The 16,955-nt window shown below is 68.3% G+C and carries 19 protein-coding genes; 9 read left to right on the top strand and 10 right to left on the bottom strand.

Going from position 1 to position 16,955, the window contains the following annotated elements; translation table 11 throughout:
* Nucleotides 1–40 precede the first annotated feature (40 nt).
* The gene (gene putP / locus B6N23_RS15510) at nt 41–1,519 is read left to right on the top strand and encodes a sodium/proline symporter PutP (RefSeq protein WP_305500504.1); all 1,479 of its coding nucleotides are present in this window, start codon (nt 41–43) and stop codon (nt 1,517–1,519) included.
* 101 nt (nt 1,520–1,620) lie between these two features.
* Here putP and B6N23_RS15505 read toward each other — a convergent pair whose 3' ends face one another.
* Nucleotides 1,621–1,917, bottom strand: coding sequence for a hypothetical protein (locus tag B6N23_RS15505; RefSeq protein WP_305500502.1), 297 nt, complete (start codon nt 1,915–1,917; stop codon nt 1,621–1,623).
* Between the two features lie 279 nt (nt 1,918–2,196).
* Here B6N23_RS15505 and B6N23_RS15500 point away from each other — a divergent pair, with 279 nt between their 5' ends.
* Together B6N23_RS15500 and B6N23_RS15495 are read left to right on the top strand one after the other, a co-directional pair.
* A complete protein-coding gene (locus B6N23_RS15500) occupies nt 2,197–2,790 on the top strand; it encodes an OmpW/AlkL family protein (RefSeq protein ID WP_305500500.1) in 594 nt (197 codons plus the stop codon).
* A gap of 213 nt (nt 2,791–3,003) precedes the next feature.
* Nucleotides 3,004–3,666 carry an OmpW/AlkL family protein gene (locus B6N23_RS15495; RefSeq protein ID WP_305500498.1) on the top strand — a complete coding sequence of 221 codons (663 nt, stop codon included), beginning with the start codon at nt 3,004–3,006 and terminating at the stop codon, nt 3,664–3,666.
* Nucleotides 3,667–3,749: 83 nt separating this feature from the next.
* Here the strand turns inward: B6N23_RS15495 and B6N23_RS15490 are convergent, their stop codons facing one another.
* The gene (locus B6N23_RS15490; RefSeq protein ID WP_305500496.1) at nt 3,750–4,082 is read right to left on the bottom strand and encodes a YqcC family protein; all 333 of its coding nucleotides are present in this window, start codon (nt 4,080–4,082) and stop codon (nt 3,750–3,752) included.
* A 286-nt stretch (nt 4,083–4,368) separates the two neighbouring features.
* Here B6N23_RS15490 and B6N23_RS15485 point away from each other — a divergent pair, with 286 nt between their 5' ends.
* The 4 genes from B6N23_RS15485 to B6N23_RS15470 all read left to right on the top strand — a co-directional run bounded on the left by B6N23_RS15485 (nt 4,369) and on the right by B6N23_RS15470 (nt 7,362).
* Complete coding sequence (locus tag B6N23_RS15485; RefSeq protein ID WP_110070477.1) at nt 4,369–5,394, top strand: DUF3549 family protein; 1,026 nt, start codon at nt 4,369–4,371, stop codon at nt 5,392–5,394.
* Between the two features lie 25 nt (nt 5,395–5,419).
* Nucleotides 5,420–5,857, top strand: coding sequence for an ATP-dependent zinc protease family protein (locus tag B6N23_RS15480; RefSeq protein WP_110070484.1), 438 nt, complete (start codon nt 5,420–5,422; stop codon nt 5,855–5,857).
* A 40-nt stretch (nt 5,858–5,897) separates the two neighbouring features.
* Nucleotides 5,898–6,806, top strand: a complete 909-nt coding sequence (gene rimK, locus B6N23_RS15475; RefSeq protein WP_305500494.1) for a 30S ribosomal protein S6--L-glutamate ligase — start codon at nt 5,898–5,900, stop codon at nt 6,804–6,806.
* Nucleotides 6,807–6,918: 112 nt separating this feature from the next.
* Nucleotides 6,919–7,362 (top strand): hypothetical protein, encoded by a 444-nt coding sequence (locus tag B6N23_RS15470; protein ID WP_305500492.1) that lies wholly within the window; start codon nt 6,919–6,921, stop codon nt 7,360–7,362.
* Between the two features lie 89 nt (nt 7,363–7,451).
* On the opposite strand, the gene B6N23_RS15465 is transcribed toward B6N23_RS15470, so the two are convergent.
* From B6N23_RS15465 to B6N23_RS15430, 8 genes are all read right to left on the bottom strand, one after another.
* The gene (locus B6N23_RS15465; RefSeq protein WP_305500490.1) at nt 7,452–8,204 is read right to left on the bottom strand and encodes a SanA/YdcF family protein; all 753 of its coding nucleotides are present in this window, start codon (nt 8,202–8,204) and stop codon (nt 7,452–7,454) included.
* Nucleotides 8,205–8,235: 31 nt separating this feature from the next.
* Nucleotides 8,236–8,808, bottom strand: a complete 573-nt coding sequence (gene sufT / locus B6N23_RS15460) for a putative Fe-S cluster assembly protein SufT (RefSeq protein ID WP_110070474.1) — start codon at nt 8,806–8,808, stop codon at nt 8,236–8,238.
* 8 nt (nt 8,809–8,816) lie between these two features.
* Nucleotides 8,817–10,073 (bottom strand): cysteine desulfurase, encoded by a 1,257-nt coding sequence (locus B6N23_RS15455; protein ID WP_305500487.1) that lies wholly within the window; start codon nt 10,071–10,073, stop codon nt 8,817–8,819.
* 25 nt (nt 10,074–10,098) lie between these two features.
* Nucleotides 10,099–11,445: a Fe-S cluster assembly protein SufD gene (gene sufD / locus B6N23_RS15450; RefSeq protein WP_305500485.1), complete on the bottom strand. Its 1,347-nt coding sequence runs from the start codon at nt 11,443–11,445 to the stop codon at nt 10,099–10,101.
* Complete coding sequence (sufC, locus tag B6N23_RS15445; protein ID WP_119020589.1) at nt 11,442–12,194, bottom strand: Fe-S cluster assembly ATPase SufC; 753 nt, start codon at nt 12,192–12,194, stop codon at nt 11,442–11,444. Before sufC ends, sufD begins: the two co-directional genes overlap by 4 nt.
* 32 nt (nt 12,195–12,226) lie before the next feature.
* Nucleotides 12,227–13,669 carry a Fe-S cluster assembly protein SufB gene (sufB, locus tag B6N23_RS15440; RefSeq protein ID WP_169958797.1) on the bottom strand — a complete coding sequence of 481 codons (1,443 nt, stop codon included), beginning with the start codon at nt 13,667–13,669 and terminating at the stop codon, nt 12,227–12,229.
* Nucleotides 13,670–13,737: 68 nt separating this feature from the next.
* Nucleotides 13,738–14,202: an SUF system Fe-S cluster assembly regulator gene (locus B6N23_RS15435; protein WP_110070469.1), complete on the bottom strand. Its 465-nt coding sequence runs from the start codon at nt 14,200–14,202 to the stop codon at nt 13,738–13,740.
* A 204-nt stretch (nt 14,203–14,406) separates the two neighbouring features.
* Nucleotides 14,407–14,748 (bottom strand): zinc ribbon domain-containing protein YjdM, encoded by a 342-nt coding sequence (locus B6N23_RS15430; protein WP_302139051.1) that lies wholly within the window; start codon nt 14,746–14,748, stop codon nt 14,407–14,409.
* Between the two features lie 141 nt (nt 14,749–14,889).
* Between B6N23_RS15430 and B6N23_RS15425 the strand changes: the two genes are divergently transcribed.
* Complete coding sequence (locus tag B6N23_RS15425; RefSeq protein WP_305500473.1) at nt 14,890–15,798, top strand: complex I NDUFA9 subunit family protein; 909 nt, start codon at nt 14,890–14,892, stop codon at nt 15,796–15,798.
* Nucleotides 15,799–15,886: 88 nt separating this feature from the next.
* Nucleotides 15,887–16,942, top strand: coding sequence for an SO_0444 family Cu/Zn efflux transporter (locus B6N23_RS15420; protein WP_119020593.1), 1,056 nt, complete (start codon nt 15,887–15,889; stop codon nt 16,940–16,942).
* Nucleotides 16,943–16,955 lie beyond the last annotated feature (13 nt).

The raw sequence follows: 16,955 nt of genomic DNA, 5'->3' as shown, positions 1-16,955 counted from the left end.
CCGCTCGTCTGTAACGACAATAAACTGAAGGAACCCCCTAATGGTTCAGAACAACATGGCCATCGGCTTCACCTTCGTGGTGTACCTGGCACTGATGCTCGGCATCGGCATCGTCGCCTACAAGCGCACCACCAACCTCTCCGACTATATCCTCGGCGGCCGCTCGCTCGGCCCCTGGACCTCGGCGATCTCCGCCGGCGCCTCGGACATGTCCGGCTGGCTGCTGCTCGGCCTGCCCGGCGCGGCCTACGTCAGCGGCATCTCGGCCAGCTGGATCGCCGTGGGCCTGCTGATCGGCACCTGGCTCAACTGGCTGATCGTGGCGCGCCGCCTGCGCCTCTACAGCTTCAAGGTCAGTGACGCCCTGACCCTGCCGGAGTACTTCGCCAACCGCTTCCAGGACAAGTCGCACCTGCTGCGGGTGATCTCGGCGATCTTCATCCTGATGTTCTTCCTCTTCTACACCAGCTCGGGCCTGGTGGCCGGCGGCCGGCTGTTCGAGACCGTGTTCGGCTTCGACTACCGCATCGCCGTCACCATCGGCACCCTGACCATCATCATCTACACCTTCATCGGTGGCTTCCTGGCGGTCTCCTGGACCGACCTGATCCAGGGCCTGATGATGGCGGCGGCGCTGGCCATCGTGCCGATCATCGCCTTCAGCGATCTCGGCGGGGCGAGCGGCGCCGGCGCGGCCCTGGCCGCCGAGAGCGAGTACATGCTGGCCTGGTTCCGCGACGCCTCCACCGGCGAGGCACTCTCCGTCATCGGCATCGTCAGCTCCCTGGCCTGGGGCCTCGGCTACTTCGGCCAGCCCCATATCCTGGCCCGCTTCGCCGCCATCCGCAGCGACCGTGACATCCCCGCCGCCCGCCGCATCGCGGTGAGCTGGACCGCCATCGCGCTGGTCAGCTCCATCGCCGTGGGCCTGCTCGGCGTGGGCTTCGTGCAGCGCGACCTGGCCGACGGCGAGACGGTGTTCATGGTGATGGTCAACCTGATCTTCCATCCGGTGATCGCCGGTATCCTGCTGGCCGCCATCCTGGCCGCCATCATGTCCACCGCCGACTCCCAGCTGCTGGTCTCCTCCTCGGCGCTGACCGACGACTTCTACAAGGCGATCTTCCGCAAGGAGGCCTCGCAGTCCGAGCTGGTGTGGGTGGGCCGCTTCGCGGTGATCGGCATCGCCGTGCTGGCCTACCTGCTGGCGCTCAACCCCCATGCCACCGTGCTGGACCTGGTCGCCTACGCCTGGGCCGGCTTCGGTGCCGCCTTCGGCCCGGCGCTGATCATGTCGCTCTACTGGCGCCGCATGAACAAGTGGGGCGCCCTGGCCGGCATCGTGGTGGGCGGCATCACCGTAGTGGTGTGGGCCGAGCTCTCCGGTGGGATCTTCGACCTCTACGAGATCGTGCCCGGGGTGATCTTCGCCTATATCGCCATCGTGGCGGCGAGCCTGGCCACCGAGGAGCCGACGGACGCCATCACCGCCGACTTCGACACCTTCGACCGCACCTGAGTGCCGGGGGCCTGTCCCCTGCCACCCTGAACCGGAAAGCCGCCCCACGGGGCGGCTTTCTGCATTCCGGCGTGACCTAAAAGCAGGGGCGGGGGAAAGGCTCAGGCCAGCAACGCTCTTCCCACAAGCAGCAGGGCAAACAGCGCGAGCGCCACCAGGCTCCAGGGCGGCGACAGCAGCCGATGACCCCGGCGGCGCGGGGCCTGCAGCGCCAGCGGGCGCAGGAAGGCGGCGCCCAGGGCCCACAGCCCGAGCAGGATGGCCGGCAGCCTCAGCATGAATGGCAGTCCCTGGATCAATGCCGGCTGCAGCAGCAGCCAGACCGCCAGCCCTGCCGCCCCCAGCAGTGAGAGCCAGGGCTCCCAGCGGGCCTGTCCGACACCCAGTACAATAGGCATGACTGTTCCTCCCGAGCGGCCTCCCATCAGTCAAGACGATTTGCCGCCGATGCGCGAATCACGAATGCCACATCGCCACGGTTCCTACTGCAGCGCCCCTCTCGACGACTCCCTCTCTTCTCCTTCAGCCCCCGCCCCTGCTGCGTGATAACGATTTTCACAATTCTTGACGACTTGCTACGGGACATTTGGAAACACTGTTTCCTATAATACCTTTGTCATAGGCCACCGGACATTCCGGCCCGGCCCTAGCGTGAAGCAACAGGAGGATCCCTGACCATGCGTACCACTCGACTGATCACCGCCGCCGCCATCGCCGCCAGCTGCGCCTTCGCCAGCCAGGCCGCCTTGGCCTACAGCGCCGGCGACACCTTCGTACGCGGCGGCTTCGCCAAGTCCGACACCCGCTCCGACAACGGCGCCGCCGACGGGGTCAGCAGCGGCGAGACCGGCTTCACCTTCGGTGCCGGCTACCTGTTCCACGACAACATCGGCGTGGAGCTGAACAGCTCCGAGAAGATCGAGCATGAGATCGCGGGTGATGGCTTTGCCGGCAGCATCGACCGGATGCCGGTCAACCTGCTGGTCAACTACTACCCCCCGGGCGGCATGGACTCCCGCGTCCAGCCCTATGTGGGCGCCGGCCTCAACTACACCCGCTTCTCCGGCGAGCCGGAAGGCGTCGACGCCCGCCGCAGCTATGGCGCCGTGGGCCAGGTGGGCGTGGACCTCGCCATCACCGAGAACCTGATGCTCAACGGCTTCGCCAACTACGCCGACGTGGATTCGCGCATCTCCGTGGACGGCGAGCGCGTCGGCACCGCCAAGATGGACCCGATGACCATCGGCGGCGGTGTGACCCTGCGCTTCTGATGCCGTCCATGGCATGACGCGTGCGGCAACCAGAGACGCCGCCGGGCCCAGCCCGGCGGCGTCTTTTTTTGCCTCTCACCCTTGTGCATCGCAGCACCACTTGACCGGCGTCAAGAAAGCCCCGAGGCGGCCTGATTAAAATTGCCTTAACCCCAACAGGCCAGAGAGTGCCTGTACGACAACGCTGAAACCGGAACGTCAAGGAGCCGCCCCATGCGCAAGCACCTCCCCACCCTGCTGGCCGCCGGCCTGGCCGCCGCCGCCTTTACCACCAGCACCCAGGCCCTGGCCTACGGCGCGGGCGACTTCTTTACCCGCTTCGGCGTCGCCAAGGTCGAGCCCAAGAGTGATAACGGTGATCTTGACCTCAGCCCACTGCTGGGTGATGGCGCCATCGTAGGTACCGACGTTGATGACGATACCCGCTTCGCCTTTACCCTGGGCTATCGCTTCCACGACAAGATCGGCGTGGAGCTGCTGGCCGCAGAACAGTTCAAGCACAGTTTCACCCTGGGTGACGGTGCGGCCTCCGGCTCCACCAAGCATCTGCCGCCGACCCTGACCGTGCAGTACTACCCGCTGGGCGGCACCGCGGCCAGCGTGCAGCCCTACGTCGGCGTGGGCATCAACTACACCCGCTTCTCGAGCGAAGAAGTTGCTCTCGCTGATGGCACCGCACTCGATCTGGATCTCGACGACTCCTGGGGTGCCGCCGGCCAGGTGGGCGTCGACCTGCTGATCAACGACAACTGGGCGCTCAACGCCGCCGCCTGGTATATCGACATCGACTCTGACGCCAAGGTCGAAGGCGTGGACGTCGGCAGTGTCAAGGTCGACCCCTGGGTCATCATGGGCGGTCTCAGCTACCGCTTCTGATCGCCCCGCGCCACTCACGCGAAATGCAGGAGGCCCGCCAATGGCGGGCCTCCTGCGTTGGTCGGGAAGGGCATCGCGCCGGCTCAGCCCTCGGTGACCAGCCGGTCGATCTGCGCCACCGCCTGGCTGATCATCTGCCGCTCGCTGGCCCCGGCCCCGGACTGGGCCAGCCACGCCTCCACGGCGGGGGCCACCTCGCACTTCGCCGGCATCGGTGCCCGCGCCTCCACCAGCGCCTCCAGGCGCACGATGAAGACGAAGCGCAGCCACTGGGGCAGCGACATGGTGTCGGCACAGAAGGGCTCGACGCTCTCGAAAGCGATGGGGTCTGGCCGGGCCATTCGCCACTGGTCGGTGGCGCGCATGGTGGCTTCCAGCTCGCGCAGGGCCGCCGCCAGCTCCTGATGTACGCTCATGGTGACGTCCTCTGGTGCATGAGCCGCCATTATCCCCACCGGCTCCCTCCCCGACCACCCCGCCGCACGCTCATCGCCGGGCGTAACACCCGGCGTTGTGCACAGTTCACAGTTTTCCTGAACGGGGCTGTGGATAAACTCTGGAAAGGCGTCCAGGGGCCACGTCTCACGGGCCTCGCCGCGCATCGTTCAAGAATTGACCAGCCACCCCCTCCCGGCCGCCCCGAAGCTGCTGACAGCAAGGCACGACCAAGGTAGAGTGCACGGTTCGACGACGGGAGAGAGCATGCAGCCCATCAACACCTTACATGACTTCTTCGTGCGCAGCGGCGCCGCGGTACGGCTCTACCATCTGGGCAGACGCGTCGAGCCCTGCGAGATGGCGACCCTGGCGGCCTTCGAGGCGGGCGAGCAGGCCTGGCCGGCCCCCTGGCAGGGCCAGGCGCGTCTCGGCCTGGTGTTCCGCCTGGGTGACATGCCCGAGCCGGTCATCTGGTTCCTCGCCCTGCCCCTGGACGAACAGGGCCAGCTGGTGCCGGCGCCCCGCGACGCCTTCCTGCAGCGCCTGCTGGAGACCCTGGGGCGCAGCGTGCAAAGCGTCGGGCGCGAGGACGGCGAGGCGGTGGACAACCTGATGAAGGACAACCCGCTGGCCTTCACTCCCTCGCTGCCCTTCCAGGCCCTGCTGCATGCCCGCGCCAGCCTCGACCTGGACCTGCCGGCCAGCCAGCACCTGGAGCCGGTGGAGGCCTACCTGAGCGGCCAGCAGGCCATCGACTGGCAGGCCCTGGGCCTGCAGGGGCTGGCGGACTTCGTCGTGCGCATGGACGCCGATGAGCAGGCCCGGCTGGCCACCCGGCTGCCCGAGCTGCCCCACGAAGTGCTCACCTCGCTGTGCTACTGTCTGGAACATGTGGCCATCGGGGTTGGCCTTGTCCGGGCACTGCGCAACCGCGGTGAGGCGGCGGCCCGGGCCGGCGACATCGAAGTATTCTCCGCCTGCGTGCGCGCCGTGGCCGGCGCCGAGGGCGAGCTGGCCGGGGCCTGGTACGACGAGCTGCTGGCCGATGACGACGCCTGCGGCCCCGACCTGCTGGCGGCCATGGCCGGGCGCGGCTGGCGCCACCTGGAGGATGCTGAGCGGCTGCCCAACTTTCTCGGACGGCTGGCCGCCTGCGAGGCCGCCGACTTCATGAGCGTGGCCCGCGACCTCGCGCTGGTGCCGCGGCTGCGGCTGCCGGTGCTGATGACCCTGCGCGAGGCCGCCCCGGAGAGCCCGATCGGCCGCCGGCTGGCCGCCCTGACCCGCTGACAGGCCTGCAAGGATTCCCATGAGCATGAGAGAACTGCCCTACACCCCCAAGGCGGTGATCGGCCGTCGCGAGATGGTGGAACTGCCGGAGATGCACCTGACCCTGTGCGCCAAGGCCGACAGCGGCGCGCGCACCTCGGCGCTGCACGCCGAGGACATCGAATCCTTCGAGGAGGACGGCCACCTGTGGGTCAGCTTCACGACGCGCAGCGGCGGCCCGCACACGCCGCCCCACGTGTTCCGCATGCACCTGCATGACCGCCGCAAGGTGCGCAGCTCCAACGGCCAGGAGGAGTGGCGCTATGTGATCCGCACCACCATGCGCCTGGGCGACCTGGAGTTTCCGGTGGAGCTGACCCTGACCGACCGCCGCAACATGCGCCACCCCATGCTGCTGGGCCGCCGCGCCCTGCGCCGTCTGCTGGTGGCGCCCGGCGCCGCCTTCCTGCACGGCGAACCCTGAAGCGAACGCCACCCCGCCCCCCGGCCACTGGAGCCCCTCGATGCATATCGCGCTGCTGTCACGCAACCGCAATCTCTACTCCACCCGCCGCCTGGTGGAAGCCGCCGAACAGCGGGGCCACAGCATCCGGGTGGTGGATACCCTGCGCTGCTACATGAGCATCGCCGCCCACCACCCCTCGATCCACCTCAAGGGCGAGGAGCTCGAGCCCTTCGACGCGGTGATCCCGCGCATCGGCGCCTCGGTGACCTTCTACGGCTGCGCCGTGCTGCGCCAGTTCGAGATGATGGGCACCTACGTGATCAACGACTCGGTGGCCATCACCCGCTCCCGGGACAAGCTGCGCTCGCTGCAGCTGCTCTCCCGCAAGGGGCTGGGCCTGCCGATCACCGGCTTCGCCCACTCGCCCGACGACATCCCCGACCTGATCACCATGGTCAAGGGAGCCCCGCTGGTCATCAAGCTGCTGGAGGGCACCCAGGGCATCGGCGTGGTGCTGGCGGAGACCAACCAGGCCGCCGAGAGCGTGATCCAGGCCTTCATGGGCATGAAGGCCAACATCATGGTGCAGGAGTACATCAAGGAGGCCCGCGGCGCCGATATCCGCTGCTTCGTGATCGGCGACAAGGTGGTGGCGGCCATGAAGCGCCAGGCCGCCGAGGGCGAGTTCCGCTCCAACCTGCACCGCGCCGGCACCGCCAGCGTGATCCGCATCACGCCGGAGGAGCGCTCCACGGCGATCCGCGCCGCCAAGGCCATGGGCCTGCGAGTGGCAGGCGTCGACCTGCTGCGCTCCAACCACGGCCCGGTGATCATGGAGGTCAACTCCTCCCCCGGCCTGCAGGGCATCGAGACCGCCACCGGCAAGGACATCGCCGGCCTGATCATCGAGCATATCGAGAAGAATGCCGCCCCCAACCGCAAGGCACCGCCTAAACCCAAGGGGTAATTGCCAGAACGCCGCCGGCCAGGCCCAATAGGGGGATATTTATTCCTTCCCGGGGGTAGTAAAACAGTGTTTCCCCGGCCACAATCTGCGTCACCGGAGGAGGTGACCGCTCATGTTTCTCGACAATCGCCAGGTGGCGATGGACAGCGCCCTGGAGGCGCTGGCCGACAGCATCGACTATTTCCAGGACAATCTGGAGCGCCTGCGCCCAGCCCTGCGTGACACCCTGAAGCCTCACAACGAGGCCAGGAGCCGGTCGATGCGCGAGCTTCAGGAGCTGTCACGCAAGCATCTCAACATGCTGCCCCGCGATGCCGACGTGGAGCGCGACGACTACATGTGGCTGTGGAGCCGGCTGAAGAGCTTCGTCGGCAACGAGAGCCAGGTGGTGATCGGCGAGCTCCTCGAGCAGGAGCGGGTGCTGATGCAGGCCCTCTCGACCCTCTATACCCATCCCCTGCCCGATGCCATCGAGCCGGTGATCGAGGAGTGCTGGAAGGGCTGCCGGGCGCTGATCCGCGAACTCTACGCCCAGCAAAAGCCGCGCCGGCGCTGAGCCCGGCGCCTCAGCTTCACCGCACCTTCAGGGCCCCTCACCTTCGGGGCCCTTCACCTTTCGCGCCGTTCATTTTTCGCCCCTCCCCGTCAGCCGCCCTCGCCGGTGATGCCATCGTCTTCCGCGGGAGCCTCGCCGTCGGCAGTGAACAGCCAGGCTTCCCAGGAGCGCGGGGCAATCTCCAGCGGCTCCAGCGGTCCCAGGAAGTAGGGCTCGCGTCCCCACACATAGAGATCCCCCAGGGTGGCCACCCGCGCCACCCACTCCCGCGCCTGCAGACGCCACTCGCCACTCACCCTGCGCGAGGGCGATGGCACCGCACAGCCGGTGACCTCCAGCCCCAGCGCATCGGCGATGAACAGCGCCCTTGGCAGGTGCCAGGCCTGGGTGATCAGCAGCGCCTGCTCGACGCCGAACACCTCCCGGGCCCGGGCCAGGGTGTCGAAGGTGCTGAAGCCGGCGTAGTCCAGGGTCAGGTCGGCATCGGCCACCTGGCGGCTACGCAGGTCGCGCCACATGGTCACGGGCTCGTTGTAGAAGCGGGTACGGTTGTCGCCGGAGAGCAGCAGGTGATCGACGCGGCCCAGGCGCAGCAGCCGGGCCGAGGCGCTCATGCGCGCATCGAAGTAGGGATTGCGAACGCCGCTGCGGGTCCAGTGGGAGGTGCCGAAGACGATCCCCACCCGCTCGCCGCCGCACAGCGGCAGGGTGTGCTCGATGCGCGAGTGGGTCCGGCCCAGCACCCAGAGATTGGCCGCCACGAAAAGCAGGGCCGCCAGCAGCGCGGCGGCCCCCAGGGTCATCAGCAGCCCCCGCAGGGCCTTCCAGGCGGTTCGCTTCATGGCCCTCCCCGGGCGTGTGGCCAGGCCGCCGTCAGAACATGCCGAGTTCGAGCCGGGCCTCTTCGCTCATCATCTCACGACTCCAGGGCGGATCGAAGACGATCTCGGTATGCACCTTGCTGATCTGCGGGGCACCGAGGATCTTGTTGCGCGCGTCGGCGGCGATCACATCCCCCATGCCGCAGCCGGGGGCGGTCAGGGTCATGCGGATGGTGACGATGCGCTCCCCCGAGATCAACCGCTCGATGCGACAGCCGTAGACCAGCCCCAGATCGACGATGTTGACCGGGATCTCCGGGTCGAAGCAGGTACGCAGCTGGTCCCAGACGAACTGCTCGATCTCCTCCTCGGAGGCGTCCTCGGCCAGGGTCGGCCGCGGCAGGGCCTCCAGGCCCAGGGCGTCGAGGTTGGCGCCCTCGATCAGGTAGAGGCGACCCTCGAAGCCGACGCTGACCGTGCTGCCCTTGGCCTGCATCACGCTGACGATGCTGTCCTCGGCCAGGGTGACGGTCTTGCCGAAGGGAATGGAGATCGCCTCCACGTCACGCTGCAGCGGCAGGGTCTGCCCCTTCTCGAGGCTGGCTATCTGCTCGATTTCGCTCATGGGCGTCCTTAGCGCACCATGCCGATGACGCGGGTCAGCGCCTCGGCGAAGGTGTCGATCTCGTCCAAGGTGTTGTAGGCGGCAAACGACGCCCGGCAGGTGGCATCCACGCCGAACTGGGCCAGCAGCGGCTGGGCGCAGTGGTGGCCGGTGCGGATCGCCACGCCGAGCTGGTCGATCAGCAGGCCGATGTCCTGGGCGTGGGCGCCCTCGACCACAAACGACAGCACCCCCGCCTTGCCCGGGGCGGTGCCCAGGATGCGCAGTCCGTCGATGTGTGACACCGCGGCGGTAGCGTGCTCGAGCAGACGGTTCTCCCAGGCGCCGATGGCGCCCAGGCCAACGCCTGACACCCACTGGAGCGCCACGCCCAGGGCGATCACCTCGGCGATGGCCGGGGTGCCGGCCTCGAACTTGTGGGGGATCTCGGCGAAGGTGGTGCCGGCCTCGAAGGAGACCATCCTGATCATCTCGCCGCCGCCCTGCCAGGGCGGCATCGCCTCGAGCAGCGCCGCCTTGCCGTAGAGCACGCCCACCCCGGTCGGGCCATAGACCTTGTGGCCGGAGAAGGCATAGAAGTCGGCGTCGATGTCGCGCACGTCCACCGTCTGGTGGGGGGTGGCCTGGGCGCCATCCACCAGGATCAGCGCGCCCTGGGCGTGGGCGATGGCGGCCATCGTCTTGACCGGGTTGACGGTGCCGAAGGCATTGGAGACGTGGTTGACCGCCACCAGCCGGGTGCGCTCGGTGAAGAGTCCCCGGTAGGCGTCGAGGTCCAGCACGCCGCGCTCGTCCACCGGGATCACCTTGATGGTGAAGCCGAGCTCGGCGGCCAGGAGCTGCCAGGGCACGATATTGGAGTGGTGCTCCAGGCGCGAGATCAGCACCTCGTCGCCGGCCTTCAGGTTGGCGCGGCCCCAGCTGTTGGCCACCAGGTTGATCGCCTCGGTGGTGCCGCGGGTGAAGATGATCTCGCGATGCTCGGCCGCGTTCAGGAAGCCGCGCACCGTCTCCCGGGTGCCCTCGAAGGCCGCGGTGGCCTCATCCGCCAGGGTGTGCAGGCCGCGGTGGATGTTGGCGTTGTAGCGACTGTAGTAGTCGTCGAACGCCGCGATCACCTGCCGCGGGGTCTGGCTGGTGGCCGCGTTGTCGAGATAGACCAGCGGCCGGCCGTGCACCTGGCGGGCGAGGATCGGAAAGTCCGCGCGGATCGCCGCCACGTCCAGGACGGGCGCGTCGGCATCGCGGGTAGCCAGTTCAGTCATGGCGAGTTCCTCGTCAGGGGCGGGCTCACTCGCCGCCCAGGGCCGCGGCGGCTTCCACCAGCCCGGCCAGGTTGAAGCGCTCCGGCAGCTTGCCGGCCACCGCGAGCTCCACGCGCTCGGAAATCGCATCCAGGCCCACCGCCTCGAGCACCTCGCCGGCGAAGGCCAGGGTCAGCAGGCCACGCGCGGTCTGGCGGTCGATGCCGCGAGCGCGCAGGGCGTAGATCGCCTCCTCGTCGAGCTGGCCGGTGGTGGTGCCGTGGGAGCACTTGACGTCGTCGGCGTAGATCTCGAGCTCCGGCTTGGCGTCGATCTCGGCCCGGTCGGAGAGCAGCAGGTTGGCGTTGCTCTGGAAGCCCTCGATCTTCTGGCTGTCGCGCTTGACCACCACCCGGCCGTTGAACACGCCATGGGCGCGGTCGTCGAGGATGCCCTTGTAGTTCTCGTTGGAGTAGGTGTGGGGCGCGTTGTGGTTGGCCACGGTGTGGCTGTCCACATGCTGGCGGCCCTGCCCGTAGAAGAGGCCGTAGAAGTTGGCGGTGGCGCCCTGACCGTTGAGCTCGCTGATCAGGTCGGTGCGGACCAGGCCGCCGCCCAGGTTCAGGTTGAACGAGGTGTAGGTGCTGTCGCGGCCCTGCTCCACGTGGATGCTGGCCACGTGCAGGTCGGCCAGGGGCGCCTCCTGCAGCTTGTAATGGGTCAGGATCGCGCCGCGGTCGAGCATGATCTCCGCCACCAGGTTGGTGAAGTTGGCCGCGGCCTCCTCCCCCACGTGGTGCTCGATCAGGGTCGCATGGCTGCGCCCGCCGGCCTCCACCAGGATACGCGGATGGCTCATCACCGCCCGCTCGCCGGCCCGGGAGAGGAACTGCAGGATGATCGGCTTCTCCACCACGGTGCCCGGCGCCAGGCGCAGCACCGCGCCCTCCTCCATGAAGGCGGTATTGAGCGCCGAGAAGGGCGAGAAGTCGACGCCGGTCAGCCGGCCCAGGGGGCCACCCACCGCCTCGTGGTTCTCCTCCAGCGCCCGGGAGAGCGGCAGCAGCGCCACGCCGGCCGGCAGGCCGTCGAGCTGGCAGAGCACCGCCGAGAAGTGACCGTCGACGAAGGTCAGCCGATGGGCGTCGAGAGGCAGCGTCAGCGCCGCGGCACTGGCCTGGGAGAACTCGGCGTCCTCGGCCAGGGCGAAGTCGCCCCGGGCGATGGCGCGCACGTCGGTGTACTTCCAGGCCTCGTCGCGGCGGGTCGGAAAGCCCAGCGCCTCGAAGCGCGCGGCCCCGGCCTGGCGCCGGGCGGCGATCCAGGTCGGCTCAGGCCCGCGCCGGGCGCCGAGCTCGGCCAGGCGGTCGAGAAAGGTCTGAACATCGCTCATGCAGCGGTCTCCTCCAGCACCCAGTCATAGCCGCGGGACTCGAGCTCGAGGGCCAGGTCGGCGCCGCCGCTCTTGACGATGCGGCCGTCCACCAGCACGTGCACCTTGTCCGGCACGATGTAGTCGAGCAGGCGCTGGTAGTGGGTCACCAGCAGGATGCCGCGATCCTCGGCGCGCAGGCTGTTGACGCCGTCGGCGACCACCTTCATGGCGTCGATATCGAGGCCGGAATCGATCTCGTCGAGCATGGCGAGCTTGGGCTGCAACACCAGCATCTGCAGGATCTCGTTGCGCTTCTTCTCGCCGCCGGAGAAGCCTTCGTTGACGGAGCGCTGCAGGAAGCTGGCGTCCATCTTCATCTCGGCGATCTTCTCCTTGACCAGCTTCAGGAACTCCGGCGCCGGGATATCCTCCTGACCGTTGGCGGCCCGCTTGGCATTGAGCGCCGCCTTGAGCAGGTAGATGTTCTTCACCCCGGGGATCTCCACCGGATACTGGAAGCCCAGCAGCATGCCGGCCAGGGCCCGCTCCTCGACCTCCATCTCCAGCACGTCCTGGCCCTCGAAGGTGATCGATCCTTGCGTGACCTCGTAACCCTCCTTGCCGGCGATCACCGCGGAGAGGGTGGACTTGCCGGCGCCGTTGGGGCCCATGATGGCGTGGACTTCGCCGGCATTGATGGTCAGGGTAAGGCCCTTGAGGATTTCCTTGCCCTCGACCGTGACGTGCAGATCCTTGACTTCGAGCATCTTCATTACCTTTGAATTCTGAAAATGGGGGATTAGCCGACCGCGCCTTCCAGGGTGACACTCAGCAGCGCCTCGGCCTCCACGGCAAACTCCATCGGCAGCTCCTGGAAGACGTCCTTGCAGAAGCCGTTGACGATCATGCTCACCGCGTCCTCCTCGGAGATGCCGCGGCTCTGGCAATAGAAGAGCTGATCCTCGCCGATCTTGGAGGTGGTCGCCTCGTGCTCCACGGTGGCGGTGCTGTTGCCGATCTCCTGATAGGGGAAGGTATGGGCACCGCACTGGTCGCCGATCAGCAGGGAGTCACACTGGGTGAAGTTGCGCGCCCCCTTGGCACGGGGCCCGATCTTCACCAGGCCGCGGTAGGACTGGTTGCTGCGGCCGGCGGAGATCCCCTTGGAGATGATGCTGGAGCGGCTGCCCTCGCCGATATGGATCATCTTGGTGCCGGTGTCGGCCTGCTGGCGGCCGTTGGTCACCGCCACGGAATAGAACTCGCCGATGCTGTCCTTCCCGCGCAGCACGCAGGAGGGGTACTTCCAGGTGATGGCGGAGCCGGTCTCGACCTGGGTCCAGCTGATGCGCGAGCGGTCGCCGCGGCAGTCGCCGCGCTTGGTGACGAAGTTGTAGATGCCGCCCTTGCCGTCCTCGTCGCCCGGGTACCAGTTCTGCACCGTGGAGTACTTGATGTAGGCGTCGTCCAGGGCCACCAGCTCGACCACCGCCGCGTGCAGCTGGTTCTCGTCACGCATCGGCGCGGTGCAGCCCTCGAGGTAGGAGACCTGGGCGCCCTCCTCGCAGATGATCAGGGTGCGCTCGAACTGGCCGGTGTTGGCGGCGTTGATACGGAAGTAGGTGGAGAGCTCCATGGGGCAGGTCACGCCCTTGGGCACGAAGACGAAGGAGCCGTCGGTGAACACTGCGGAGTTGAGCGCCGCAAAATAGTTGTCGGTCACCGGCACCACGGTGCCCAGGTACTGCTTGATCAGCTCGGGATAGTCCTTCACCGCCTCGGAGATGGAGCAGAAGATCACTCCCGCCTCGTAGAGCTTCTCCTTGAAGGTGGTGGTCACCGAGACGGAGTCGAATACCGCATCCACCGCCACGCCGGCGAGTGCCGCGCGCTCGTGCAGGGGAATGCCCAGCTTCTCGTAGGTCTCGAGCAGCTTGGGGTCCACCTCATCCAGGCTCTGAGGGCGATCCTCCGGGCGCTTGGGCGCGCTGAAGTAGGAGATCGCCTGGTAGTCGATGGGCGGATAGTCGAGATGGGCCCAGGAGGGCGGCGTCATCGTCAGCCACTTGCGGTAGGCCTCCAGGCGCCACTCCAGCATCCACTCGGGCTCGCCCTTCTTCTTCGAGATGAAGGCGATGGTGCCCTCGTCGAGGCCTGGTGGCAACGTGTCGCTCTCGATGTCGGTCACGAAGCCTTCCTTGTATTCGCGACGGACAAGCTGTTCCATTTCCTGACTTGCCATGATGTCTCCCCTCCCCGGGCGGTTGGGCCGGCGAGCCAGGCTCGCCGCGTTGGATTCGGTAAGGCGACTCAGGCCGTGTCGGCGGCCAGGGTCACGCTCTGGATGGGCAGCTGCACCGGCAGCTTGATCGGCGCGGTGTCGGCCAGGTGGGCCAGGGTCACGCTGTCGAGCAGGGTACGCACGGCCAGCGACACCCGCTGCCAGTTGTCGGCGACGCCGCAGGTGGCGGCCAGGTCGCAGTCGCCCTCGGCGTGGCTGCATTCGGTCATGGCCACCGGGCCCTCGATGGCGGTGATGATGTCGATGGCGGTGATCCTGGATGCCGGGCGCGCCAGGGAGTAGCCACCCTGGGCACCGCGACGCGACTCGAGGAGACCCGCCTTGACCAGCATCTTGAGGGTCTTGGAGACCGTGGGGTGCGGCAGCTGCACCGCCTCGGCCAGCTCCCCTGCCGCATGGGAGTGCTCCGGATGACGGGCGATCTGGGCCATCACCACGGCGGCGTAGTCGGTCAGCCGCGAAAGCTTGAGCATGCGGCCCTCCTCGGTGGCGCGCGGCCCGAACGGGGCCGCGCCTCGATTGGGGACCATTTTAGTCCTGTATCGAACCGATGTGAAGAGCAGCGGAGGGTTTCGCGGGTTCGGCGGGGAAGATGCCGGCACGTTCGACGCCGATCCCATCAATAACGACAATCGTTCTCATTGGCAGGAGCTATCGGTGGGAGGCCGGCTTGACGCTTAGGCCTTCTTTACGAATTCGGACTTCAGCTTCATGGGGCCGATGCCGTCGACCTTGCAGTCGATATCGTGGTCGCCCTCCACCAGGCGGATGTTCTTGACCCGGGTGCCCACCTTCACGACCAGCGACGAGCCCTTGACCTTGAGGTCCTTGATCACGGTCACGGTGTCGCCATCGGCCAGGGGGTTGCCATTGGCGTCGCGCACCTGGGGGGCCTCGTCGGCCACGTCGGTGGCGGCTTCGCGGGACCACTCGTGACCGCACTCCGGGCAGACATACTGCAGGCCGTCGTCGTAGGTGAAGGCGGAATCACAGGCGGGACAGTGGGGAAGGTCGCTCATGGCGGGCTCCGGCAAGGATTGATGGAAGCGGCCAAGCCTACACCGCCGTGCGGGCGGGCTCCAGCCGTGACCCACCGGACATGACGCCCTACCCCGAGCCTGGCAGGATAGGGACTTTCCCGGCAGCACGAAGGACGCGACATGCAGGAGGCCCCCACCACGGTCGTCGGCGGCACCGGCTTTCTGGGCCGCGCTATCGTGCGCGAACTGGTGGAGGCCGGCCGCTCGGTGCGCATCGCGGCAAGGCGCCCGCACCTGCCCGACTGGCTGGAAGCCGGTGACCGCGTGGAGGCCGTGGCCTGCGACCTGCGCGACGAGCCCCAGGTCGCCGCTGCCCTTGCCGGCAGCGGCGCGGTGATCAACGCGGTGAGCCTCTATGTGGAACGGCCCCGTGCCGGCCTCACCTTCGAGGCGATCCACGTCGCGGGCGCCGAGCGCCTGGCGCGTCTCGCTCGGGAGGCCGGCGTGAGCCGACTGGTGCATGTCTCCGGCATCGGTGTCGCCGAGCGCTCCCCCTCCGCCTATGTGCGTGCCCGCGCCGCCGGGGAGCGTGCCATGATCGATGCCCTGCCCAAGGCGATCCTGCTGCGCCCCGCGGTGTTGTTCGGCCCCGACGACGCCTTCCTCACGGCGCTGGTGCGCCTGGCACGGCTGCCGGCCTTCCCCCTGTTTGGCCGCGGCAGCACCCGGCTGCAACCGGTGCACGTGGATGACGTGGCGCGTGCCGCGGTGCGCCTGAGCGGCGCACGTCCGCTGGAGCGCCGACTGTTCGAGCTGGGCGGCCCGGAGCAGCTCACCTACCGCCAGATCGTCGAGCAGGTCCTGGCCCACCTGGCGTGCCGGCGCCACCTGCTGCCGGTGCCCTTTGCGGCCTGGCGCCTCGTGGCTGCCCTGCTCGCCCCCCTGCCCTCGCCGCCGCTGACCCGGGACCAGGTGATCCTGATGCAGCAGGACACCCTGGTCGGCGAGGACGTGGGCACCTTCGACGACCTGGGCATCGTGCCGCGCACCTTACATGACAGCCTGCCGGCCTGCCTGGCCGCCGGCTGAGCGCACCGCGCCCCCGCATTTCCCCTCGCTCGCCTGCGGGCCGTGATAGGATGCCGCCCAAGCCCCTGCCCGCCTTCTGGAGCCCACCATGACACTGTTGCTGGCCATCCTCGATGTCGCCCTCTCGGCCGCTCCCTGGCTGCTGCTGGGCCTGGGTATCGCCGGCCTGATCAAGGGAGTGATCTCCGAGGCCGCCCTGACGCGCTGGGTAGGCGGCCAGGGGCTTGGCAGCGTGGCCCGCGCCGCGGTGATCGGTGCCCCGCTGCCGCTCTGCTCCTGCGGCGCCATTCCCACCGCCCTGGCCCTGCACCGCGGAGGGGCCGACCGCGGCCCCACCACCGCCTTCCTGATCGGCACGCCGGGCATCGGCATCGACTCCCTGACCATCAGCTACGCGCTGCTGGGCCCCTTCATGGCCCTGGCGCGAGGCGTCAGCGCGGTGCTGACCGCCATCGTCACCGGGCTGCTGGTGGGGCGCACCCACGTCGCCGAGGCAACGGCACCCGCCTCGGCGGCGAGCTGCGGGGGAGGCTGCGGCAGCGGCTGCGGAACCCGGGCCTCGCCCAGTCCGGCGCCTGCCACCCTGGGGCGCCGGCTCCGCGCCGGGCTGAGCTATGCCTTCAGCGACATCCTCGACGACATCAGCCTCTGGCTGCTGGCCGGCCTGCTGGTGGCCGGGGCGCTGATCGCCCTGGTACCGCCTCAGCAGCTTGCCGGGCTGGGCAGCGGCCTGGGTGCCATGCTGGTGATGGCTGTGATCGGCATCCCCATGTACCTGTGTGCCACCGCCGCCACGCCGATCGCCGCCGGCCTGCTGCTGGCCGGGGTCTCCCCGGGCACGGTGCTGGTCTTCCTGATCGCTGCACCGGTGACCAGCCTGGCGACCCTTGGCGTGTTCCGCCGTGAGATGGGCAACCGAGCGCTTGTGGCCTATCTGGCCGGCATCCTGGCAAGCACCGTGCTGCTGGGCCTGGGCGTGGACCTGCTGGCCGGCTGGTGGGAACTCGACATACCGCTCCAGGTGGCCCGGGTTCAGGAGCTGCTGCCCACCTGGCTGGAAGCGCTGGCGCTGATCGTGCTGGTGGTCCTTGCCGTGAGGCCACTGCGTCACCGCCTGGCCGCCCGCCTTTTCCTGCCAAACTGAACGGGGAGTCTCC

This window comes from Halomonas alkalicola, from assembly GCF_030704205.1.
Lineage (GTDB): Bacteria > Pseudomonadota > Gammaproteobacteria > Pseudomonadales > Halomonadaceae > Halomonas > Halomonas alkalicola.
The sequence above is the reverse complement of the archived record's forward strand: the minus strand, read 5'-3'. Positions and strand labels throughout refer to the sequence as shown.